23 protein-coding genes are annotated in these 20,331 nt (G+C 68.1%); 6 read left to right on the top strand and 17 right to left on the bottom strand.

What is annotated here, in order from left to right:
* Positions 1-59: 59 nt before the first annotated feature.
* The 3 genes from C7H73_RS05550 to orn form a co-directional block, all read right to left on the bottom strand.
* Positions 60-2,015: a DEAD/DEAH box helicase gene (locus tag C7H73_RS05550; RefSeq protein ID WP_106845737.1), complete on the bottom strand. Its 1,956-nt coding sequence runs from the start codon at positions 2,013-2,015 to the stop codon at positions 60-62.
* 268 nt (positions 2,016-2,283) lie between these two features.
* Positions 2,284-3,414 (bottom strand): branched-chain amino acid ABC transporter substrate-binding protein, encoded by a 1,131-nt coding sequence (locus C7H73_RS05545; RefSeq protein ID WP_106845736.1) that lies wholly within the window; start codon positions 3,412-3,414, stop codon positions 2,284-2,286.
* Between the two features lie 62 nt (positions 3,415-3,476).
* Positions 3,477-4,067 carry an oligoribonuclease gene (orn, locus tag C7H73_RS05540; RefSeq protein WP_106845735.1) on the bottom strand — a complete coding sequence of 197 codons (591 nt, stop codon included), beginning with the start codon at positions 4,065-4,067 and terminating at the stop codon, positions 3,477-3,479.
* Between the two features lie 67 nt (positions 4,068-4,134).
* On the opposite strand from orn, the gene C7H73_RS05535 reads away from it, so the two are divergent.
* Genes C7H73_RS05535 through rsgA form a run of 3 tightly spaced genes read left to right on the top strand, consistent with a single transcriptional unit; the run spans position 4,135 to position 6,736 of the window.
* The gene (locus tag C7H73_RS05535) at positions 4,135-5,439 is read left to right on the top strand and encodes a M48 family metallopeptidase (RefSeq protein WP_106845734.1); all 1,305 of its coding nucleotides are present in this window, start codon (positions 4,135-4,137) and stop codon (positions 5,437-5,439) included.
* Entirely contained in the window at positions 5,436-5,798 is a 363-nt protein-coding gene (locus C7H73_RS05530) for a 4a-hydroxytetrahydrobiopterin dehydratase (RefSeq protein WP_106845733.1), read from the top strand. The genes C7H73_RS05535 and C7H73_RS05530 overlap by 4 nt, the downstream gene beginning before the upstream one ends.
* The gene (gene rsgA, locus C7H73_RS05525; protein WP_106845732.1) at positions 5,795-6,736 is read left to right on the top strand and encodes a ribosome small subunit-dependent GTPase A; all 942 of its coding nucleotides are present in this window, start codon (positions 5,795-5,797) and stop codon (positions 6,734-6,736) included. The genes C7H73_RS05530 and rsgA overlap by 4 nt, the downstream gene beginning before the upstream one ends.
* A 67-nt stretch (positions 6,737-6,803) precedes the next feature.
* Here the strand turns inward: rsgA and C7H73_RS05520 are convergent, their stop codons facing one another.
* From C7H73_RS05520 to rpsP, 6 genes are all read right to left on the bottom strand, one after another.
* The gene (locus tag C7H73_RS05520; RefSeq protein WP_106845731.1) at positions 6,804-7,790 is read right to left on the bottom strand and encodes a CobD/CbiB family protein; all 987 of its coding nucleotides are present in this window, start codon (positions 7,788-7,790) and stop codon (positions 6,804-6,806) included.
* A gap of 46 nt (positions 7,791-7,836) precedes the next feature.
* Positions 7,837-8,520 (bottom strand): CoA pyrophosphatase, encoded by a 684-nt coding sequence (locus C7H73_RS05515; protein ID WP_106845730.1) that lies wholly within the window; start codon positions 8,518-8,520, stop codon positions 7,837-7,839.
* Between the two features lie 152 nt (positions 8,521-8,672).
* Positions 8,673-9,059 carry a 50S ribosomal protein L19 gene (gene rplS / locus C7H73_RS05510; RefSeq protein WP_106845729.1) on the bottom strand — a complete coding sequence of 129 codons (387 nt, stop codon included), beginning with the start codon at positions 9,057-9,059 and terminating at the stop codon, positions 8,673-8,675.
* A 133-nt stretch (positions 9,060-9,192) separates the two neighbouring features.
* The gene (gene trmD, locus C7H73_RS05505; RefSeq protein ID WP_106845728.1) at positions 9,193-9,951 is read right to left on the bottom strand and encodes a tRNA (guanosine(37)-N1)-methyltransferase TrmD; all 759 of its coding nucleotides are present in this window, start codon (positions 9,949-9,951) and stop codon (positions 9,193-9,195) included.
* Between the two features lie 10 nt (positions 9,952-9,961).
* Complete coding sequence (gene rimM, locus C7H73_RS05500; protein WP_106845727.1) at positions 9,962-10,537, bottom strand: ribosome maturation factor RimM; 576 nt, start codon at positions 10,535-10,537, stop codon at positions 9,962-9,964.
* A gap of 111 nt (positions 10,538-10,648) precedes the next feature.
* On the bottom strand, positions 10,649-10,906 hold the full coding sequence (rpsP, locus tag C7H73_RS05495; RefSeq protein WP_106845726.1) for a 30S ribosomal protein S16: 258 nt from the start codon (positions 10,904-10,906) through the stop codon (positions 10,649-10,651).
* Positions 10,907-11,049: 143 nt separating this feature from the next.
* Between rpsP and C7H73_RS05490 the strand changes: the two genes are divergently transcribed.
* Together C7H73_RS05490 and C7H73_RS05485 are read left to right on the top strand one after the other, a co-directional pair.
* Positions 11,050-11,577, top strand: a complete 528-nt coding sequence (locus C7H73_RS05490) for a GNAT family N-acetyltransferase (RefSeq protein ID WP_106845725.1) — start codon at positions 11,050-11,052, stop codon at positions 11,575-11,577.
* Between the two features lie 23 nt (positions 11,578-11,600).
* The gene (locus C7H73_RS05485; RefSeq protein WP_106845724.1) at positions 11,601-12,047 is read left to right on the top strand and encodes a TM2 domain-containing protein; all 447 of its coding nucleotides are present in this window, start codon (positions 11,601-11,603) and stop codon (positions 12,045-12,047) included.
* A 163-nt stretch (positions 12,048-12,210) separates the two neighbouring features.
* On the opposite strand, the gene C7H73_RS05475 is transcribed toward C7H73_RS05485, so the two are convergent.
* The 8 genes from C7H73_RS05475 to C7H73_RS05440 all read right to left on the bottom strand — a co-directional run bounded on the left by C7H73_RS05475 (position 12,211) and on the right by C7H73_RS05440 (position 19,799).
* Complete coding sequence (locus tag C7H73_RS05475; protein ID WP_106845723.1) at positions 12,211-13,221, bottom strand: inorganic phosphate transporter; 1,011 nt, start codon at positions 13,219-13,221, stop codon at positions 12,211-12,213.
* A 43-nt stretch (positions 13,222-13,264) separates the two neighbouring features.
* Positions 13,265-13,912: a DUF47 domain-containing protein gene (locus tag C7H73_RS05470; protein WP_106845722.1), complete on the bottom strand. Its 648-nt coding sequence runs from the start codon at positions 13,910-13,912 to the stop codon at positions 13,265-13,267.
* Between the two features lie 108 nt (positions 13,913-14,020).
* Entirely contained in the window at positions 14,021-14,383 is a 363-nt protein-coding gene (locus C7H73_RS05465; RefSeq protein WP_106845721.1) for a DMT family protein, read from the bottom strand.
* 163 nt (positions 14,384-14,546) lie between these two features.
* Positions 14,547-15,275, bottom strand: coding sequence for an ABC transporter ATP-binding protein (locus C7H73_RS05460; RefSeq protein WP_106845720.1), 729 nt, complete (start codon positions 15,273-15,275; stop codon positions 14,547-14,549).
* Positions 15,276-15,288: 13 nt separating this feature from the next.
* Positions 15,289-16,074 (bottom strand): ABC transporter ATP-binding protein, encoded by a 786-nt coding sequence (locus C7H73_RS05455; protein ID WP_106845719.1) that lies wholly within the window; start codon positions 16,072-16,074, stop codon positions 15,289-15,291.
* 25 nt (positions 16,075-16,099) lie between these two features.
* A complete protein-coding gene (locus tag C7H73_RS05450; RefSeq protein WP_106845718.1) occupies positions 16,100-17,176 on the bottom strand; it encodes an ABC transporter permease subunit in 1,077 nt (358 codons plus the stop codon).
* Positions 17,177-17,195: 19 nt separating this feature from the next.
* Positions 17,196-18,125: a branched-chain amino acid ABC transporter permease gene (locus C7H73_RS05445; RefSeq protein ID WP_106845717.1), complete on the bottom strand. Its 930-nt coding sequence runs from the start codon at positions 18,123-18,125 to the stop codon at positions 17,196-17,198.
* Positions 18,126-18,473: 348 nt separating this feature from the next.
* Positions 18,474-19,799, bottom strand: coding sequence for a replication-associated recombination protein A (locus C7H73_RS05440; protein ID WP_106845716.1), 1,326 nt, complete (start codon positions 19,797-19,799; stop codon positions 18,474-18,476).
* A gap of 133 nt (positions 19,800-19,932) precedes the next feature.
* On the opposite strand from C7H73_RS05440, the gene C7H73_RS05435 reads away from it, so the two are divergent.
* The gene (locus tag C7H73_RS05435; RefSeq protein WP_106845715.1) at positions 19,933-20,325 is read left to right on the top strand and encodes a DUF488 domain-containing protein; all 393 of its coding nucleotides are present in this window, start codon (positions 19,933-19,935) and stop codon (positions 20,323-20,325) included.
* The last annotated feature ends 6 nt before the right edge of the window (positions 20,326-20,331 follow it).

Below are 20,331 nucleotides of genomic sequence, written 5' to 3'. Positions count from 1 at the left end.
TGCAGGTTGCTGCAGGCTGGCTTTTGTGCGATCAGCGCCCGGGGCGCTGGGGCAACCGGTCAGCGGCCGGAACGCTCCGTGCGGCGCGGTGCGTCGGCACGCGGGGCGTACGGACGGCCGGCGCCTTGCGGCTTGCTGAAAGCCGGCTTGGCCGGGCGGGCGGCGAAGTCGCCGCCACGACCGAAGTCGCCGCGGCCACCAGCAGCGCCGCCGCTGCGCTCACGGCCTTCGCTAAAGCCGCCATGGCGGCCGTAGCCTTCGGCGTCACGGCGCGGTGCGTGGCCGTAGCCGCTGCGGCCGGCACCGGCGGGGCCGCCGGCAAAGCCTTCACCGCCGCGGGCCGGGCCGCGCGGAGCGCGGGCATCGAACTCCTGGCGCGGCGCGCCAAAGCGGTTGTCGGCGCGGTCGCCAAAGCGGTTGTCGGCACGGTCACCAAAGCGGTTGTCGGCGCGGTCGTTGAAGCGCGCGCCGCCAAAGCCGCTGCCACGCTGCTGCTGCTCGCCGCCACGGCCAAAACGCTCGCCACGGCCACGGCCGCCCTCGCGCCCGCCGCGGCCGTTGCCGCCGAAGTCACCGCCGCGTCCGCCCGTCTGCGGGAAGCGCTGCGTAGGCTCCAGCCCGGCGATCACCTCGGCGGTGAACGGCTGGCGGCTGTAGCCTTCGATGTCGAAGATCTTGCGGCGGTCGCGGATCTCGGCAAACGTCACGGCCAGCCCGTCGCGGCCGGCACGGCCGGTGCGGCCAATGCGGTGCGTGTAGTCCTCGGCCTTCATGGGCAGGCCGAAATTGAAGACGTGGGTGATGGTGGGCACGTCGATGCCGCGCGCCGCCACGTCAGTAGCCACCAGGATCTGCACCTGGCCGTTGCGCAGCGCCATCAGGCGGCGGTTGCGCAGGCCCTGGCTCAGGGCGCCGTGCAGCGCGACGGCAGAAAAGCCTTCTTGCTGCAGGTCGTTGGCCAAGCCGTCGCATTCGATCTGCGTGCTGGCGAAGACAATGGCCTGGTCGATGGTGGTGTCGCGCAGCCAGTGGTCCAGCAGCTTCCTCTTGTGCTGGGCGTTGTCGGCCCAGAACAGCGTCTGCTTGATGTTGGCGTGCTTTTCATGCGGCGTATCGATCTGCACCCGCTGCACGCTGGCACCGCCGTCGTGCATCACGCGCATGGCCAGCTGCTGGATGCGCGGCGCGAAGGTGGCGCTGAACATCATGGTTTGCTGGCGCGCGGCCGTCAGTTCGTTGATTTCGGCCAGGTCATCGGCAAAACCCAGATCCAGCATGCGGTCGGCTTCGTCCACGACCAGGAACTGCACCTGGTCCAGCTTGATCTGCTGCGAGCGCTGCAGGTCCAGCAGGCGGCCGGGCGTGGCCACGACCAGGTTGGCGTTCTGCAGGCGGGCGATCTGCACCTGGTAGGGCATGCCGCCCACGACGTTGGCGATGCGCAGGCCCTTGCAGTGCTTGACCAGCTCGATGGCGTCATGCGCCACCTGCTGGGCCAGTTCGCGCGTGGGGCACAGCACGAGGGCGCCAGGCGTGGCGGCCTTGAAGCTGCGCGCCTGCAGCGGGTTCTTGCGCTTGGGACGCTTCGGGGGCGCCTCGCCGCGGGCGGCTGCCTCTGCGGCGGCACGCTCGTGCTCTGTGCGGGCAGCCTCATCGGCCTCGGCCTGCTGCTGGATCAGCGTGTGCAGCACGGGCAGCAAAAAGGCCGCGGTCTTGCCGCTGCCCGTCTGGCTGGAGACCATCAGGTCGATGAAGCGGCCGGCTTCGCCGCCTGCGCCCATGGCCAGCGGGATGGCCTTGTCCTGCACGGCCGTGGGCTGGGTGTAGCCCAGGTCACGCACCGCCTGCACCAGCTCGGGCGCCAGGCCCAGGAGGGTGAAACCGTCGGGCTGGGAGGCCTCGGTGGTTTCCAGGGTTTCCGTGGTTTCGGTGGCGACGGGCGCAGCAGCGCCCTCCTGCAGCACGGTGGTATCGGCAGGCGCGGCTTGGCCCTGCTCTTGCAAACGATCAGTCATGAATTTTCTCCGGCAACGAGCGCCGCTGGCGCTACCCAAACGGGGGCCTCGTCAATGGTTACAAAACATCAACCATCAAACGAGACCAGGGCCGTAGCGGACGGCCTGGGCGGGCAATTCATGCTGCACGTCGCTGCGAAAGCGTTCAGTGCAAGGGCCCGGAGAATGAAGGGAGATGCGCAAAAAAATTGCACTGCGCTTGGAGCAGTGCAATGCGCGATTATTGCACGGTTCGGGTTTTCCCGCAAACCGTGCAAGGTCATCAGGCTCAGTAGCTGGCCAGCGGCTTGGCCTTGCCGCCCTCAAAGGTCATGACCACTACGGGCGCCTTCACGCGGTTGCCCTTGGCGTCGTAGGCATAGTCACCCATCACGCCCTTGTAGGTGTTCTGGTGCATGTAGGCACCCACCTTGGCAGGATCGATGGAGCCGGACTTTTCCATGGCCTGGCCGATGTTCATGACCTGGTCGTAGTAGAACGGGCCATACACATCGGGAGCCTGGTTGTAGCGCTTCTTGAACTTTTCCTGGAAGCCCTTGGCACCGGCGTCGCTGTCCATCAGCATGCCGGCGTAGGCGCAGTACACCACGCCGTCCACGGCGTCTCCGCCCAGCTTGGGCATCTCCGGGCTGCACAGGGTGTCGCCGCCCAGCAGCTTGGCATGGATGCCCAACTGCTTGATCTGGCGCGCCATGGGCGCGGCCTGCGGGGCGTAGCCGCCGTAGAAGATGGCTTCCGGCTGCTTGGCCTTGATGTTGGTGAGGATGGCCATGAAGTCGGTGGCCTTGTCGGTCGTGAACTCACGGCCCACCACGGTCAGGCCGAGCTTTTGCGCCTCCTTGGCGAACTCGTCGGCCAGGCCCTGGCCGAAGGCCGTGCGGTCGTCGATCACGGCGACCTTCTTGGCCTTCAGATCCTTGGCGGCGTAGGCGGCCATGTTGGCACCCGCCTGCACGTCGCTGGCGACGATGCGAAACAGGTTCTTGTAGCCGGCCTCGGTGATCTTGGGGTTGGTGCCCACGGTGGAGACCATGGTGCCGCCACCGTCGTACACGCGCGAGGCGGGGATGGTCACGCCCGAGCAGTAGGGGCCCATGACGTAGCGCACTCCGGTGTCCACGAACTTCTGCGCCACGGCCACGCCCGCCTTGGCATCGCACTGGTCGTCTTCCGAGACCACCTCGAACTTGAGCGTCTTGCCGCCCACGTTGATCTTGCGGGCATTCAGCTCCTCGACGGCCAGGCGCACGCCGTTGTCGTTGTCGCGGCCGGCAAACGTATTGGGGCCGGACAACGGGCCGCTATGGCCGATCTTGACGACCTGCTCCTGGGCAAAGGCACCGGTGGCGCACACCAGCGCAGCCGCAGCGAGGGCGGAGGATTTGAACGGGAAGGACATGGCTTGAAGTCTCCAAAGAATGAATGCGCCTGTGCGCCAAGGGGGGCGCGGCGGCGGCCCGATTATTCAACGCTGCCAGGTGTGAAAAATTTCGTTTTGTAGTGCTGCAACTCGTCAATTGATTCGTGGACATCGGCCAGCGCCGTATGTTTCTGCGCTTTCTTGAAGCTTGTGTAGGCCTCGGGCTTCCAGCGCCGGGCCAGCTCCTTGAGCGTGCTCACGTCCAGGTTGCGGTAGTGAAAGAAGGCCTCCAGCTTGGGCATGTACTTCACCAGAAAGCGCCGGTCCTGGCCAATGCTGTTGCCGCACATCAGCGCCTTGCCCTTGGGCACGTAGCGTTTGAGGAAGGCCAGCAGCTCGACCTCTGCCTGTGCCTCGGTGACGGTGGAGGCGCGCACCTTCTCGATCAGGCCGCTTCTGCCGTGCGTACCCTTGTTCCAGGCGTCCATGGCGCCCAGCAACTCGTCGCCCTGGTGGATGACGAGGACCGGGCCCTCGATGCGCGGGCTGAGGTCGGGGCCGGTGACGACCACGGCGATCTCCAGCAGGCGTTCTTTTTCGGGGTCCAGGCCGGACATTTCACAGTCCAGCCAGACCAGGTTCATGTCGGATTTGGCCAGCGCGGGGGCGGCAGTGGGGGCGGTGTCGGTCATCGGAGCGATTTTCGCCGATCGCCGCGGCCCGCCAGGGCGCGATGCCAAGCCCTAAACTTCACGCCCCATGCCTTCGCTCCTCTCGCCCTCGCTCCTGCTGACCTATGCCTTCGCCGCTACCCTGGTGGCCGGGCTGCTGCTGAAATTCTGGCTGGCCTCGCGGCAGGCGCGCCACGTGGCGCAGCACCGCGGCGCCGTGCCCGCGCCGTTTGCCCAGCGCATCGCCCTGGCCGCGCACCAGAAGGCGGCCGACTACACCCTGGCCCGCACGCGCCTGGGCCTGCTGCAGCTGGCCTTCGGCTTGGCACTGCTGCTGGGCTGGACGCTGCTGGGTGGGCTGGACGCGCTGAACCAGGCGCTGCTGGCCTGGCTGGGCGGCGGCATGCTGCAGCAGCTGGCCCTGCTGGGCTGCTTTGCCCTCATCAGCGGCCTGCTGGATCTGCCGGCGCAGCTGTACCAGACCTTCGTGCTGGAGCAGCGCTTCGGCTTCAACCAGATGACGCCGCGCCTGTGGCTGGCCGACCTGGCCAAGTCCACGCTGGTGGGCGCCCTCATCGGCCTGCCGCTGGCAGCGCTGGTGCTGTGGCTGATGCACGCTGCCGGCCCGCTGTGGTGGCTGTGGGCCTGGGCCGCGTGGATGGGCTTCAACCTGCTGCTGATGGTGGTCTATCCCCTCTTCATCGCGCCGCTGTTCAACAAGTTCCAGCCGCTGGCAGACGAGGCGCTGCGCACGCGCGTCACGGCGCTGATGCAGCGCTGCGGCTTCACCGCCCGCGGCCTGTTCGTGATGGACGGCAGCCGCCGCAGCGCGCATGCCAACGCGTATTTCACCGGTTTCGGCGCGGCCAAGCGCGTGGTGTTCTACGACACGCTGCTCAAGCAACTGTCGGGCGACGAGGTCGAGGCCGTGCTGGCGCACGAGCTGGGGCACTTCCACCACCGGCACATCGCGCGGCGCCTGGCGGGCATGTTCGCGCTGACCTTGGCTGGCTTTGCGCTGCTGGGCTGGCTGTCCACGCGCGGCTGGTTCTACACCGGCCTGGGTGTGGTGCCCAACCTGTCGCTGGACGGCTCGGCGCCCAACGACGCGCTGGCGCTGCTGCTGTTCCTGCTGGCAGCGCCGGTGTTCACCGTGTTCCTGACGCCGTTGATGGCCCAGCTGTCGCGCAAGCACGAGTTCCAGGCCGACGCCTATGCTGCCGCCCAGGCCGACGGCGCTCAGCTGGCCTCGGCCCTGCTCAAGCTCTACGAGGACAATGCCTCCACGCTGACGCCCGACCCGGCCTATGCCCGGTTCTATTACTCCCACCCCCCGGCCGCGGAGCGCCTGGCGCGCCTGCCGGCCGCTCCCCTGCAAGGTGCCACGCCATGACCACGACCACGCCCTCCTCCATGCTCCCGAAGAAAGACTGGTCGCGCGAGAGCCGCCGCGCGCTCAGCCCCACCGAGGTCGTCGCCCAACTGGGCCTGCTGCCCGGCTGGCGCCTGGCCGGCGACGGCGCCGATGTCGCCATCGAAAAGTCCTTCACCTTCGCCAACTACCACGAGACCATGGCCTTCGTGAACGCCGTGGCCTTCATCGCCCACGTGCAGGACCACCACCCCGACCTGTCGGTGCACTACGGCCGCTGCACGGTGCGCCTGAACACGCACGACGTGGGCGGCATCTCGGCCACCGACGTCGAGTGCGCCACGCGCATCGACGCGCTGCTGCTCCTGCAGGCCGCATGAGCGAGCGCGAAGGCCTGGTGGTGTCCAGCCACGGCCGCCACTGCGTGGTGGAAAGCGAAGGCGGCCAGCGCCGCATCTGCCACCCGCGCGGCAAGAAGTCGCAGGCCGTCGTGGGCGACCGCGTGCTGTGGCGCGCGCCGGCGCCCGGCCAGGGCGAGGAAGGCACGATCGAGAAGGTCTTGCCGCGGCGCAACCTGTTTTATCGCCAGGACGAGGTGCGCACCAAATCGTTTGCCGCCAACCTGGACCAGGTGCTGGTGCTGGTCGCCGCCGAGCCGGTGTTCTCGGAGAGCCAGCTCACGCGCGCCCTGATCGCCTGCGAGGCGGCCGGCATTACCGCACTCATCGCGCTGAACAAGAGCGACCTGGTCGAGCCCTTCGCCCGCGCCTGGGAACGGCTGTGGCCCTACCGGCACATGGGCGGCGAGGGCGAGGGGGCGCACCACTACCGGGTGCTGCCGCTGTCGCTGTCGCAGTCGGCCGAAGTGGACCGCGAGGCGCTGCTGGCGCTGCTGGAGGGCAAGACCACGCTGGTGCTGGGCCCCTCGGGCGCGGGCAAGAGCACCTTGGTCAACCTGCTGGTGCCCGGCGCCTCGGCGCAGACGGGCGAGATCTCGCAGGCGCTGAACTCCGGCCGGCATACCACCACCAGCACCCAGCTGTACTGGATCGACGAGGGACGCCACACGGCGCTGATCGACTCACCGGGCTTTCAGGAATTCGGCCTGCGCCACCTGGCGCCTACCGACCTGGCGCGCTGCATGCCCGACATTGCCGTGTACGCGGGCGAATGCCGCTTCTACAACTGCACCCACCTGCACGAGCCGGGCTGCGCCGTCATGGCCCATGTGGGCGATCCGCGCCAGGCGGCCATCAGCGCACAGCGCCACCGCATCTATGGCGAGCTGTTTGCCGAGCTGAGCCAGAGCCGCTACTAGGCCCCTGTACCAAAATGGCCTGCAACGCTTGCCAGTCAAGCGTAGGCAGCTATCAAAATGATAGTTTTCAGCCCAGCAGCCGCGCCAGTGTCAGCAGCGCCAGCAGCAGCATCCACACCACGACCGAGCGCCACACCAGCCCGACCACGCTGCGCAGGTGGCCCACCCCGGGCTCGCGTCCGGGCGTGCTGTCGCTGTCGCCCAATTCAGCGCCGGCCTCGAAGCCGGGCGTGACGTAGGCATCCGCGCTGGCCTTGCGCAGCGCCTCGCCCCCTAAGCGCACATTGATGGCGCCGGCCGTGGCGGCCAGGATCACGCCGTCGTTGTCACTCGGAAAGCGCTGGGCATGAAAGCGCCAGCCCTCGATGGCTTCCTCGAAGCTGCCGACCACGGCAAAGCACAGCGCCGTCAGGCGCGCCGGCAGCCAGTCGATGGCTGTCCAGGCCTGGGCGGCCACGGCCTGCAGCGCGCTGCTGGCCGGGTGCGCGGTGGCGGTGCGCGGCGCCCAGTAGCGCCCAACGAACTCCGCCAGGCGGTACAGCACCGCGCCTGCCGGCCCCAGGCCCAGCGCGGCGCACACCGAATACCAGGCCAGCACGCCAAACACATGGCGGTGCGCGGCGATCACCGAATACTCGATGACGTGGCGCACCACCTCGCTGCGCGGCAGCTCGCTGGCGTCCACTTGCTTCCACAGCGCCAGGCGGGCGCGGGCGCCGGCGGCGTCGCCCTCTTCCAGCGCGTCACGGATGCCGGTGAAGTGGTGGCTGAACTGGCGAAAGCCCAGGGTGGTGTAGAGCACCGCCACGTTCCACACCAGCGCCAGCGGCCAGCCGATGAAGTGCAGCAGCGCCCAGTACACGCCCAGCACCGCCAGCGGCGGCAGCAGCACGGCCAGGGCCCATGCCACCCAGGCGTTGTGGGCGGCGCCCGCGTCGAAGTTGCGGTTGATCGACAGCGCCCAGGCACGCAGGCCAGCATGCATGGGGTTGCTGCGCGCCAGCGGCCGCGCCTGCTCGATCAGCAGTGCAAACAGGATGGCGAAGAAACTCATGGCGGGCAATCATAGCGGCGCAGGTGCCGCACCCGCACTGCCGCTTTCAGGCCCGCAGGAAGCGGTAGAGGTTGCGCAGCATGCCGGCCGTGGCGCCCCAGATGAAGCGCATCTTGTCGCCATCCTGGTAGGGCATGGCGAACCATTCGCGCTGCTGCCCCTGCCAGCTCAGCAGGTGGCGCTGGTGGTGCGAAGGGTCCAGCAGATAGTCCAGCGGCACCTCGAACACGTCCGCCACCTCGTGCGGGTTGGGCGTGAGCGGCGCGCCCGGGCGCACCAGGCCGACCACGGGCGTGACGATGAAGGAAGTGCCCGTCACATAGACGGGCATGGGGCCCAGCACCTCGACGGCCTCCGGCTCCAGGCCGACCTCCTCGTGGGCCTCGCGCAGCGCCGTGGCGGCCGCGTCGGCGTCCTCCGGGTCGGTGCGCCCGCCAGGGAAGGCCACCTGACCGGAATGCGTGGACAGGTGAGCCGTGCGCTCGGTCAGCAGCACCGTCGGCCGCTCATGCAGCACGATGGGCACCAGCACCGCGGCCCTGGCCGGCTGGCGGTCGGCGAACTTGGGCTCGCGGCGGATCTCGGGCGCCCAGGGCGGCGGCGCGGCAAAGCGCCGGCGCAGCGCGTCGGGCCGCTGCTCGGCCGGCGCCACGCGCGGCAGGTGCGCGTCCACGCCAATGACGGGCACGGTGCGCGGATCGAAAACGGGCAGGCTGGGAGGCAGCGGCATCGCAGGGACGATGGGGAAATGCGGGGGGGGTGGGGTTGGCGCCTGGCGGCGGCAGGGGAGGCGGAAAAAGAAAAACGCTACAGGGCCGAAGCACTGTAGCGTTTTTCCTGGTTCCTGCCGGTCGCCTGGTGGCGCCGGCCGGGCGCCGGTGCTTACGCGGCTGCGGTCGGGGCGACCTTGACGCGCGAAGGCAGCTTTTCCTTGATGCGGGCCGACTTGCCGCTGCGGCTGCGCAGGTAGTACAGCTTGGCACGGCGCACGTCGCCGCGGCGCTTGACTTCGATGCCGGCGATCAACGGGCTGTAGGTCTGGAACGTGCGCTCCACGCCTTCGCCGCTGGAGATCTTGCGCACCGTGAAGCCGCTGTTCAGGCCGCGGTTGCGCTTGGCGATCACCACGCCTTCGTAGGCCTGCACGCGCTTGCGGGCGCCTTCCACCACGTTCACGCTGACGATCACGGTGTCGCCAGGGCCGAACTGGGGAATGGTCTTGTTCAAGCGGGCGATTTCTTCCTGCTCGAGGGTCTGGATGAGGTTCATGGTTGCACTCGAATGCGATCTTGTCCGCGCCAGGATTGGCATGCGGCGCCACGATTGGCGCCTGTGTGCTGTGCTTGAAATGATGCGGTGCGCAGCGGCCGGCCAGAGGATCGAAAGCCCGCCATTATAGCAATCAGCGGTCTTTTTCCAAAAAGGCTTCGTCAGCCGCCGTGATTCGCCCCTGCTGGCGCGCGGCGTCCAGCAGATCCGGCCGGTGGCGCGCCGTGGTGGCCAGGCGCTGCTGGCGCCGCCAGCGCTCGATCTGCGCATGGTGGCCCGACAGCAGCCCGGCCGGCACGGCCTGGCCCTGCCAGGTTTCGGGCCGGGTGTAGTGCGGGCAGTCCAGCAGGCCGTCCAGCTCGGGGTTGAAGCTGTCCAGCTGGTGGCTGCCGGCGTCGTGCAGCACGCCGGGCTGCAGGCGGGCCACGGCGTCCAGCAGCGCCATGGCGGCAATCTCGCCGCCGGAGAGCACGAAGTCGCCCAGGCTGATCTGCAGCTGCACGTGGCGGTCGATGAAGCGCTGGTCCACGCCCTCGTAGCGGCCGCACAGCAACAGGGCGCCGGCGCCCTCGCTCCAGCCCTGCACGCCGGCGTGGTCCAGCCGCCGCCCGATGGGCGAGAACAGCACCAGCGGCGCCTGCGCGCCCTCGCCTTCCGCGCGCTCGGCGCGAATGGCCGCCACGCAGCGCGCCAGCGGCTCGGCCAGCATGACCATGCCGGGGCCGCCGCCAAAGGGGCGGTCGTCCACCCGGCGGTAGTTGCCCTCGGCCCAGTCACGTGGGTTCCACAGCTGCACCTGCACCTGGCCCGAGGCGTAGGCGCGCCGCGTCACGCCGCTGGCCAGAAAGGGCGCGAACAGCTCGGGAAACAGCGTGATGACGTCAAAGCGCATGGCGGGCAGCTCAGAAGTCGGGCTGCCAGTCCACGGTGATGCGCCGCCCGGCCAGATCCACCTGATCGACGAAGGCCGAGACGAAGGGCACCAGCCGCTCCTGCGGCTTGCCGTCCTGTTCATAGGCCAGCACCAGGGTGGTCTGCGGGCCGGTGGGCAGCAGGTCGCGCACGGTGCCCAGGGCCACGCCTTCGCGGTTGACGACCTCCAGGCCGATTAGATCGACCCAGTAGTACTCATCCTCGGCGGCCGCGGGAAAGCCCGAGCGCGGCACGAAGATGCGCGCGCCGCGCAGGCCTTCGGCCACGTCCCGGTCGTCCACGCCGCGGACCCAGGCCACCACTGCGCCGGAGTGGATGCGCGCCTGGCGGATATCCAGCTGCACAGTGCCGGCAAACGTGTTCTTGCCGCCGCGCTCGGCCGGCTGCAAGAACCAGCTGCGCGCCGACAGCAGGCCCTCGGCGTCGCTGCTGAAAGGCAGCACCTTGAGCCAGCCCTTGACGCCCCAGGCATCGGCAATGCGGCCGACCTCCACGGCATCGGGCGGCAGTTCGGCAGGGGTCAGCGCGGGCAGCGTGGATGTCATGGCGGTGCTTGGCGAAAGAAAGGAAAAAAGGGGGCCATCAATGCAAAAAGGCGAGCCCGCCGGTCATGCCAGCGGGGCTCGCCCTGGTGCGCTTGGTCGGCCGGGCCGTGATCAGGCGGCCGGCTGCTGCTTGGCCGCTTGCTTGACCAGGCGTTCCACGGTGGGAGAAGCCTGGGCGCCCACGCCCGTCCAGTAGGTCAGGCGGTCCTGGGCGATGCGCAGGGTTTCTTCGCCGCCCCGGGCCGACGGGTTGTAAAAGCCCAGGCGCTCGATGAAACGGCCATCGCGGCGCACGCGCTTGTCGGACACGACGATGTTGAAGAAGGGACGGCTCTTGGAGCCGCCGCGCGAGAGTCGAATAACGACCATGATGAATCCTTCGGGTGGAGCGGCCGGTAGCTAACAATGCTGGAGGCCGCGTCATTCTCGCCGCGTTTGAGACACGCGACTGGCCACCCGGCCAGCGACACGCAGCAAAGCCGGCCATTATATCCACAACCCCTGCCCCCGCCATGCCCTTCGTCCGACCCAGCCGCGACGGCGACCTGCCCGCCATCACTGCCCTCTACGCCCACCACGTGCTGCACGGCACCGGCACCTTCGAGACCGAGCCGCCCGGCGAGCAGGAGATGGCGGCGCGGCGCACCGAGGTGCTGGCGCGCGGCCTGCCCTGGCTGGTGGCCGAAGGCGACGCCGACGCCGGCCTGCTGGGCTTTGCCTACTGCAACTGGTTCAAGCCGCGCCCGGCCTACCGCTTCTCGGCAGAAGATTCCATCTATGTGGCCGAGCAAGCGCGCGGACGCGGCGTGGGCCGGCTGCTGCTGGCCGCGCTGGTGCGCGAGGCCGAGGGCGCCGGTGTGAGAAAGCTCCTGGCCGTCATCGGCGACTCGGCCAACGCCGGCTCCATCGGCGTGCACCGCGCCGCCGGCTTCACCGAAGCGGGCGTGCTGCGCTCGGTGGGCTGGAAGTTCGGCGCCTGGCGCGACGTGGTGCTGATGGAAAGGCCCCTGGGCGCAGCCGACGGCACAGCGCCCGAATGATCGCCGGCCAATAATCGCCCCCCATGAAGAACAAGACCCTGGCCGCCTGGCTGGCCTTTCTGGGGGGCCCGCTGGGCCTGCATCGCTTTTACCTGTACGGCCTGCGCGACTCCGTCGGCTGGCTGCTGCCCATCCCGACGGCGCTGGGTGTGTACGGGATAGAGCGCGTGCAGCAGTGGGGGCTGGACGACCACCTGAGCTGGATGCTGATCCCGCTGCTGGGCTTCACCATCGCCGGCTGCGCGCTGCGCGCCATCCTCTACGGCTTGATGACGCCCGAGCGCTGGAACGAGCGCTTCAACCCGGGGGCAGAACCCGACGCCCCGCCCGGGCGCACCGGCTGGCCCACGATCTTCGCCATCGGCCTGGCGCTGATGATCGGCACGGCCGTGCTGATGGCCAGCCTGGCCTTCAGCTTCCAGCGCTACTTCGAATACCAGATCGAGGAAGCCCGCAAGATCTCGCAGTGACATCCCCCTGAGCCGCTTGCGCGGCTTCCCCCTTCTCTCGAATTGCTGCGCAATTCGGGAAGGGGGACGACGCCAGCGCTGCGGGGCGGCCCTTGCGCGGCGTCTGCTGGCCTGAGTTGCGCCAGTTGCCTAGGGGGTGGGTGCTTACAACGGGCTGCGGCACTCAATAGAGTTGCAGGCTGATCCAGTACGCAATGGCGGCGACGAACGCGCTGGCGGGAATGGTGAGAATCCACGCCCAGACGATGTTGCCTGCCACGCCCCAGCGCACGGCGCTGGCGCGCTGGGTGGAGCCCACGCCGACGATGGCGCCGGTGATGGTGTGGGTGGTGGAGACGGGGATGCCCAGGCCGGTGGCGATGAACAGCGTCATGGCCCCGCCCGTTTCGGCGCAAAACCCCCCCACGGGCTTGAGCTTGGTGATCTTCTGGCCCATGGTCTTGACGATGCGCCAGCCACCGAACATGGTGCCCAGGCCGATGGCCGCATAGCAGGAAATGATGGTCCACAGGGGAGGCGAGCTGTCGCTGGCCGACGAGTAACCGGTGGCGATCAGCAGCAGCCAGATGATGCCAATGGTCTTTTGCGCGTCGTTGCCGCCGTGGCCCAGGCTGTAGGCGCCGGCAGACACCAGCTGCAGCCGGCGAAACCACTTGTCGATGCGGCTGGGGCGCGCCCGGCGAAAGGCCCAGGCCACGGCCACCATCATCAGCGAGCCCAGCAAAAAGCCCAGCACCGGCGAGATGAAGATGAACGCCACGGTCTTCAGGATGCCGCTGGCCACCAGCGCCCCGGCGCCCGACTTGGCGATCACCGCGCCCACGATGCCGCCGATGAGCGCGTGCGAGCTGCTGCTGGGGATGCCGTAGTACCAGGTGATGACGTTCCAGGTAATGGCCCCCACCAGCGCGCCGAAGATCACGTGCGTGTCCACCACGCCCGGGTCCACGATGCCCTTGCCGATGGTGGCCGCCACGCTCAGGTGGAACACGAAGATGGCGACGAAGTTGAAGAACGCGGCGAACACCACGGCCTGCGTGGGTTTGAGCACCCCCGTGGAGACTACGGTGGCGATCGAATTGGCGGCGTCGTGGAACCCGTTCATGAAGTCGAACAGGATGGCCAGCGCCACCAGCAGGGCGACGACCCACAGGGCGGTTTGCGTGATTTCCATGATGGGCGGGCGAAAGCCTGGGCCAGCGGCGCGGTGCCGGGGCTCAGGAGTTCTCGAGGATGACGCCCTCGATATGGTTGGCCACGTCCTCGCAGCGGTCGGTCACGCTCTCCAGCAGCTCGTAGATGGCCTTGAGCTTGATCAGCTCGCGCACGTCCACTTCCTCGCGGAACAATTTGCTCATGGCGCTGCGCAGCACCCGGTCGGCGTCGCCTTCGAGCCGGTCGATTTCCTCGCAGATCTTGAGCGCGGCCTCCGCCACCGCCGGGTCGGCGATGCGCGGCAGCAGTTTCACCGCGTCCTGCACCCGCTCGCAGCACTTCAGGCTCAAGTCCGTCAGGCGCGTGATCTCGTCGGTCATGTGGCGGATGTCATACAGCGCCATGGTCTCGGCCGAGTCCTGCAGCAGGTCCGCCACGTCGTCCATGGTGTTGATCAGCGAGTGGATCTGCTCGCGGTCGATCGGCGTGATGAAGGTCTTGTGCAGCGTGCGGTTGACCTCGTGCGTGACGCGGTCGGCGGCGCGCTCGGCGTTGTCCACGTCCAGGTTGTAGCGGTCGCGCAGGTGCGGGTCGTTGTAGTTGGCCACCAGCTGCGAGAACGCGCGTGCGGCTTCGACGATGCGCTCGGCATGCTGGTTGAACATGTCGAAAAAATTGCCTTCGCGCGGCAACAGCTTGCCAAACAGCATGAGGGCTCCTGGAGGGGGTAGTCGAAGGGCGGGCCTCGCAAGCCCTGGCCCATCGTGGGGGCCGGCTGTGCGGGTGGGCGCGAGTTTAACCGCGTGCCGCGCGCCCCTTCAGCCCCCGCGGAAGATGAAATACACCGCCCCGACCAGGCACAGACCGGCCCACAGATAGTCCCACTTCAGCGGCTCGCCCAGGTACAGCGCGGCAAAAGGCACGAACACCGTCAGGGTGATGACCTCCTGCATGATCTTGAGCTGGCCCACGCTGAACTGCGTGTGGCCGATGCGGTTGGCCGGCACCTGCAGCAGGTATTCAAACAGCGCGATGCCCCAGCTGAGCAGGGCCGCCACGTACCAGGGCGCGGTCGCCAGGTTTTTCAGGTGGCCGTACCAGGCGATCGTCATGAAGACGTTGCTGGCTACCAGCAGCAAGATGGTCTGCAGCGAGACGGGCAGGGATTGCAGGGCGTGCATGGCAAATCAGATTTTCAGGCCAAATCGCACTCTAACCCAATACAGTCAAGCGCTGGCAGCTATGAATACAGAAGCAAGCGGACGGAAAAAAGCCCCGCCTTAGCGGGGCCAAGCCTGGCGTTTCTGATGCGCCAGTTCCCCAAAAAATGTCCCCTGCCCCGGCCTACTCGCCCAGGTAGGCGGCGCGCACGCGCGGGTCGCTCAGCAGCTGCTGGCCCGCACCGGTCATGGTGATCAGGCCGGACTCCATGACGTAGCCGCGGTCGGCAATCGCCAGGGCGCGGCTGGCGTTTTGCTCCACCAGCACGACGGTCACGCCCAGGGCGTACACGTCGCGCACCACCTCGAAGATCTTGTCCACCATGATGGGCGACAGGCCCATGGAGGGCTCGTCCAGCAGCAGCACCCGGGGCTGGCTCATCAGCGCGCGGCCCATGGCCAGCATCTGCTGTTCGCCGCCGCTCATGGTGCCGGCCAGCTGGTCCTTGCGCTCGCGCAGGCGCGGGAAGATGTTGAACATCTTCTCCACATCGGCGGCGATGCCGGCCTTGTCATTGCGCGTGTAGGCGCCCATCAGCAGGTTCTCGGTGATGGTCATGCGCGCGAACACGCCGCGGCCCTCGGGCACCATCACCAGGCCGCTGCGCACCAGGTCCCAAGCACCCTTGCCGCGGATGCTCTGGCCCAGGTACTCGATGTCGCCATCGTTCATGCCCTGGGTGCCGGTGATGGCCTTCATGGTGGTGGTCTTGCCGGCGCCGTTGGAGCCGATCAGCGTGACCAGCTCGCCCTCGCGCACTTCCAGGTCCACGCCCTTGACGGCCTGGATGCCGCCGTAGGCCACTTTCAGGCCCTTGACCTGCAGCAGCACCTGCTTGGATTGTTCTGCCATGTGAGCCATTTCCTCAGTGTCCTCCGGTGCCGAGGTAAGCCTCGATCACCTTCTCGTTCTTCTGCACGTCGGCCGGCGTGCCCTCGGCGATCTGCTTGCCGTAGTCCAGCACCGTGACGCGGTCGCACAGCCCCATGACCAGCTTCACGTCGTGCTCGATCAGCAAGATGGTGCGGTCGTCGTTGCGGATGCGGTCGATCAGCTCGCGCAGCTGCACCTTCTCGGTGGCGTTCATGCCGGCGGCCGGCTCGTCCAGGGCGATCAGCTGCGGGTCGGTGGCCAGGGCCCGGGCGATCTCCAGGCGGCGCTGGTCGCCATAGGACAGCGTTCGCGCCTTGTAGTCGGCGTACTTGCCGATGCCGACATAGTCCAGCAGCTCCTGGGCGCGCTGGGCGATGGCCGCTTCCTCCTGCACAAAGCCCTTGGTGCGAAAGATCGCCCCGGCCAGGCCGGAGCGGGTGCGGATGTGCCGCCCCACCATCACGTTCTCCAGCGCCGTCATCTCGGCGAAGAGCCGGATGTTCTGGAAGGTGCGGGCGATGCCGGCCTTGGCCACCAGGTGCACGGCGCGCGGCTCGTAGGGCTGGCCGGCCAGCTCGAAGCTGCCGGCGTCGGGCGTGTACAGCCCGGTGATCACGTTGAAGAAGGTGGTCTTGCCCGCGCCGTTGGGTCCGATCAGGCCATAGACCTGCCCGCGGCGGATGGTGATGCCCACGTCGGACAGTGCCTGCAGGCCGCCAAAGCGCTTGGAAATGCCCGCGACCTTGAGCACCACTTCTTTATCTGCTGTATCTGCCATGTTGTGACTGCGATCTCGGTGGGGTTCAGGACTTCTGCGCCAGGCTCTTGCCGTGCTCGGGCGCCGGCCACAGGCCGCGCGGGCGCAGCAGCATGACGATGATCATGGCCAGGGCGATCAGGAGCTGGCGCAGGATGGAGGCATCCAGCCGGCCGTCCGTCATGGCCTGCAGCGGGCCGGCCACGTAGCGCAGCACCTCGGGCAGGGCCGACAGCAGCACGGCGCCCAGAATCACGCCGGGGATGTGGCCGATGCCGCCCAGCACCACCATGGCAACGATCATCACCGACTCCATCAGGCTGAAGGACTCGGGCGAGACGAAGCCCTGGAAGGCCGCGAACATGCTGCCCGCCACGCCGCCAAACGAGGCGCCCATGCCGAAGGCCAGCAGCTTCATGTTGCGGGTGTTGATGCCCATGGCCTTGGCGGCGATCTCGTCCTCGCGAATCGCCATCCAGGCGCGGCCGATGCGCGAATCCTGCAGGCGGTAGCAGACCACGATGGTGACCAGCACCAGCGCCAGGAACAGGTAGTAGTACAGCGTGACGGAGCTGATGTCGAAGCCAAAAAGCTCCAGCCGCCGCCCGAAGTCCAGCCCGAAGATCTTGACCGAGTCGATCTGCCCCAGGCCCTTGGGGCCGTTGGTGATGTTGACCGGGTGGTCCAGGTTGTTCAGGAAGATGCGGATGATCTCGCCAAAGCCCAGCGTCACGATGGCCAGGTAGTCGCCGCGCAACTTGAGCACCGGGATGCCCAGCAGCACGCCGGTGATGGCCGCCAGCACCAGGGCCAGCGGTATCACCATCCACAGCGACATGTGCAGCCCCTCGGGGAAGTGCGCTGCGAACCAGGCGAAGTTGTCGGCCAGATGGGGCGAGGCCAGCAGGCCGAACATGTAGGCACCCACGGCGTAGAAGGCAACGTACCCTAAGTCGAGCAGGCCGGCGTAGCCCACCACGATGTTCAGGCCCAGGGCCAGCATGACGTACAGCAGCGCCAGGTCGGCGATGCGCACCCAGGCGTTGCCGAAGTACTGCAGGATCAGGGGCAGCACGAGCAGCGCGACGGCGCCCAGGACCCATTGGATCTTGTGATTTTTCATGGTGATGTTCCTGCCCTCGTTACGCCCGGTCTGCCACGCGCTCGCCCAGCAGGCCCGAGGGGCGCAGCGTGAGGATGATGATCAGCACGATGAAGGCGAAGATGTCGGTGTAGTGGCTGCCCAGCACGCCGCCGGTGAGCTGGCCGATGTAGCCCGAGCCGATGGCCTCGATCAGGCCCAGCAGGATGCCGCCCACCACGGCGCCCGTGAGGTTGCCGATGCCGCCGAACACCGCGGCCGTGAAGGCCTTGAGGCCCGGCAGGAAGCCCATGGTGTGCTGGGCCGTGCCGTAGTTGGAGGCGTACATGATGCCGGCGATGGCCGCCAGCACGGCGCCGATGATGAAGGTGGCGGAGATCACCATGTCGGGCTTGACGCCCATCAGCGCCGCCACGCGCGGGTTCTCGGCCGTGGCCCGCATGGCGCGGCCCAGCCGGGTGTAGCTGACCAGATAGACCATGGCCGCCAGCGCGATCACCGTCACGCTCAGGATCAGCACCTGGGTGGTGGTGATCACCGCGCCGCCGACCTCGAAGGGCGTGGACGGCAGCAGCGTGGGATAAGGCTTGTAGTTGGGCTTCCAGATGATCATGGCCAGCGTCTGCAGCAGCAGCGACATGCCGATGGCGGTGATCAAGGGGGCGAGTCGCGGGCTGTTGCGCAGCGGCCGGTAGGCGACCTTCTCGATGGTGTAGTTGAGCACCGCCGCCACGAAGCAGGCAATGATGGTGGCCAGCAGCAGGATGACCCAGCCGGGCGCGCCGGGCATGGCGTCCCGCATCAGGCCGATGCAGCTCCAGCTGGTGAGCGCCCCGATCATGAGCACCTCGCCGTGCGCGAAGTTGATGAGCTGGATGATGCCGTACACCATGGTATAGCCCAGGGCTATCAAGGCGTACATGCTGCCCAGGACCAGACCGTTGATGATCTGTTGCAGCAGTATGTCCATAAGTTGAGTCCTTCGGTCCTTCGTGAGTGACGCATGTGCCCGGCGGGCAACCCCTGTCTGGCTCAGCCTTGTGGGCCGCCTGCCGGTCAAGTCCACGCCTGCTGCCACGGGGACAAATTCAGCGTTTCCTTACTAAAAAACCCGGCGGCTAGGTGCCGCGCGGGTCTTGTGGGTGAAATTTTGTCACGGCTTTGATGAACGCCGGGGTGCCACTCCGGCGGGGTTTTCCCTTGAAGGCGGGGCCCATCAGGCAAGCATCCACACCATTAGAAATACTGATGCTCATGCGCAATGCAGGGTATGCGCTTATTCCCAGCGCAGCCCGCGCCGGCTGCGGGCGGCGGCGTTTCAGTCCGCCGGCGCCAGCCCGTCCGCGCGGGCCGCGGCGTTGCGCTCGCGCAGCTCCTGCATCTTCTGGCCGATCTGGATCTCGAGCCCGCGCGGCACGGGCTGGTAGAAGCCGGGCGGCTGCATGCCCTCGGGAAGGTAGGACTCGCCGGCGGCAAAGCCCCCGTCCTCGTCATGCGCGTAGCGGTAGCCGCGGCCGTAGTCCAGCTGCTTCATGAGTGTCGTGGGGGCGTTGCGCAGGTGCAGCGGCACGGGCAGGCTGGCGCCTTCCTTCACCAAGGCGCGCGCCTTGTTGTAGGCCGCGTAGCCGGCGTTGCTCTTGGGCGCCACGGCCAGGTAGAGGACGGCCTGGGCCAGGGCCAGTTCGCCCTCGGGCGAGCCCAGGCGCTCGTAGGTCTGCGCCGCGTCGCCCACGATCTGCAGCGCCCTGGGGTCGGCCAGGCCGATGTCCTCCCAGGCCATGCGCACGATGCGCCGCGACAGGTAGCGCGGGTCGGCCCCGCCGTCCAGCATGCGCACCAGCCAGTACAGCGCCGCGTCCGGGTCGGAGCCGCGCACCGACTTGTGCAGTGCGCTGATGGTGTCGTAGAACTGCTCGCCGCCCTTGTCATAGCGGCGCACCTGCTGGCCCAGCACCTTGAGCAGCCAGTCGTCGGCGATGCGCTCCAGGCCCGCCTGCGCGGCGGTGATGGCCAGCGTCTCCAGCGTGTTCAGCAGGCGCCGCGCGTCGCCATCGGCATAGGCCACCAGGCGCTCCAGTGCTTCATCTTCGATAGCTGGCACCGCTTGACTGGCCTGGGCTTTGGCCACTATTTGCTTCAAATCATCGGTCGTCAGCGGCTGCAGCACATACACCGTGGCGCGCGACAGCAGGGCGGAGTTGACCTCGAACGACGGATTCTCGGTGGTCGCGCCCACGAAGGTGAACAGGCCGCTTTCCACGTGCGGCAAGAAGGCGTCCTGCTGGCTCTTGTTGAAGCGGTGCACCTCGTCGACAAACACGATGGTGCCTTGGCGCATCAGGCCGTCACGCGCCGCCTCGGCCAGCTGCACGGCCTCGCGGATCTCCTTGACGCCGCCCAGCACGGCGCTGATGCTGATGAACTGCGCGTCGAACGCCTCGGCCATCAGCTGGGCGATGGTGGTCTTGCCCACCCCCGGCGGGCCCCACAGGATGCAGCTGTGCGGGCGGCCCGATTCGAACGCCAGGCGCAGCGGCATGCCCGGCCCCAGGATGTGCTGCTGGCCGATCACCTCGCCCAGGCTGCGTGGGCGCAGGCGCTCGGCCAGGGGCTGGTGAACGGCGGCGGGGGGAGAAGACTTCATGGCGGGCGCGACCTGCAAAAGCAGCACCGATCGTAGCGGCTTCGCCTGCCGCGGCCCGGCTGGCGCGGCCGCGTTCCTATGATGCGGGTTGGCTTTCGCCCTTTCGGGGCAACCGACGAAAGAGTCTCCTTCCATGCCAGTTCGCATCGTCCGCCTGGGCAGCCCGCGTGCGCCGGGCGAGGGCACGCGCATCGGCACCGTGCGCCGGCCCCCGCGCGGCGTGCCGCGCGCGCAGTTCGCCGCACAGGACTGGTATGACGCCTGGCTGCCCAACCTGGCGCCCAGCGCCGAGGCCGTGAAGCAGGCGCTGGCCGCGCACGATGACGCTGCCTGGGCGGCGTTCGCCCGCCGCTACCGCCGCGAGATGGCCGAGCCCGGGCAGCGCCACCTGATCGACACGCTGGCCCAGCTGTCCAGGCAGGCTCACTTTTCGGTCGGCTGCTACTGCGAGAACGAGGCCCGCTGCCACCGATCCCTGCTGCGCGAGCTGCTGGCGCAGGCCGGCGCGCACATCCGCGAAGACTGAAAACAC

This window comes from Pulveribacter suum (assembly GCF_003013695.1).
GTDB classification, from domain to species: domain Bacteria; phylum Pseudomonadota; class Gammaproteobacteria; order Burkholderiales; family Burkholderiaceae_C; genus Melaminivora; species Melaminivora suum.
Note: the sequence above shows the minus strand (reverse complement) of the source record. Positions and strands in the feature narration are given on the sequence as shown.

Excerpts from the sequence above, each read along its gene's own strand:
- C7H73_RS05550 (WP_106845737.1), bottom strand. The coding sequence starts at position 2,015 with ATGACTGATCGTTTGCAAGAGCAGGGCCAAGCCGCGCCTGCCGATACC.
- C7H73_RS05545 (WP_106845736.1), bottom strand. The coding sequence starts at position 3,414 with ATGTCCTTCCCGTTCAAATCCTCCGCCCTCGCTGCGGCTGCGCTGGTG.
- orn (WP_106845735.1), bottom strand. The coding sequence starts at position 4,067 with ATGACCGACACCGCCCCCACTGCCGCCCCCGCGCTGGCCAAATCCGAC.
- C7H73_RS05535 (WP_106845734.1), top strand. The coding sequence starts at position 4,135 with ATGCCTTCGCTCCTCTCGCCCTCGCTCCTGCTGACCTATGCCTTCGCC.
- C7H73_RS05530 (WP_106845733.1), top strand. The coding sequence starts at position 5,436 with ATGACCACGACCACGCCCTCCTCCATGCTCCCGAAGAAAGACTGGTCG.
- rsgA (WP_106845732.1), top strand. The coding sequence starts at position 5,795 with ATGAGCGAGCGCGAAGGCCTGGTGGTGTCCAGCCACGGCCGCCACTGC.
- C7H73_RS05520 (WP_106845731.1), bottom strand. The coding sequence starts at position 7,790 with ATGAGTTTCTTCGCCATCCTGTTTGCACTGCTGATCGAGCAGGCGCGG.
- C7H73_RS05515 (WP_106845730.1), bottom strand. The coding sequence starts at position 8,520 with ATGCCGCTGCCTCCCAGCCTGCCCGTTTTCGATCCGCGCACCGTGCCC.
- rplS (WP_106845729.1), bottom strand. The coding sequence starts at position 9,059 with ATGAACCTCATCCAGACCCTCGAGCAGGAAGAAATCGCCCGCTTGAAC.
- trmD (WP_106845728.1), bottom strand. The coding sequence starts at position 9,951 with ATGCGCTTTGACGTCATCACGCTGTTTCCCGAGCTGTTCGCGCCCTTT.
- rimM (WP_106845727.1), bottom strand. The coding sequence starts at position 10,537 with ATGACATCCACGCTGCCCGCGCTGACCCCTGCCGAACTGCCGCCCGAT.
- rpsP (WP_106845726.1), bottom strand. The coding sequence starts at position 10,906 with ATGGTCGTTATTCGACTCTCGCGCGGCGGCTCCAAGAGCCGTCCCTTC.
- C7H73_RS05490 (WP_106845725.1), top strand. The coding sequence starts at position 11,050 with ATGCCCTTCGTCCGACCCAGCCGCGACGGCGACCTGCCCGCCATCACT.
- C7H73_RS05485 (WP_106845724.1), top strand. The coding sequence starts at position 11,601 with ATGAAGAACAAGACCCTGGCCGCCTGGCTGGCCTTTCTGGGGGGCCCG.
- C7H73_RS05475 (WP_106845723.1), bottom strand. The coding sequence starts at position 13,221 with ATGGAAATCACGCAAACCGCCCTGTGGGTCGTCGCCCTGCTGGTGGCG.
- C7H73_RS05470 (WP_106845722.1), bottom strand. The coding sequence starts at position 13,912 with ATGCTGTTTGGCAAGCTGTTGCCGCGCGAAGGCAATTTTTTCGACATG.
- C7H73_RS05465 (WP_106845721.1), bottom strand. The coding sequence starts at position 14,383 with ATGCACGCCCTGCAATCCCTGCCCGTCTCGCTGCAGACCATCTTGCTG.
- C7H73_RS05460 (WP_106845720.1), bottom strand. The coding sequence starts at position 15,275 with ATGGCAGAACAATCCAAGCAGGTGCTGCTGCAGGTCAAGGGCCTGAAA.
- C7H73_RS05455 (WP_106845719.1), bottom strand. The coding sequence starts at position 16,074 with ATGGCAGATACAGCAGATAAAGAAGTGGTGCTCAAGGTCGCGGGCATT.
- C7H73_RS05450 (WP_106845718.1), bottom strand. The coding sequence starts at position 17,176 with ATGAAAAATCACAAGATCCAATGGGTCCTGGGCGCCGTCGCGCTGCTC.
- C7H73_RS05445 (WP_106845717.1), bottom strand. The coding sequence starts at position 18,125 with ATGGACATACTGCTGCAACAGATCATCAACGGTCTGGTCCTGGGCAGC.
- C7H73_RS05440 (WP_106845716.1), bottom strand. The coding sequence starts at position 19,799 with ATGAAGTCTTCTCCCCCCGCCGCCGTTCACCAGCCCCTGGCCGAGCGC.
- C7H73_RS05435 (WP_106845715.1), top strand. The coding sequence starts at position 19,933 with ATGCCAGTTCGCATCGTCCGCCTGGGCAGCCCGCGTGCGCCGGGCGAG.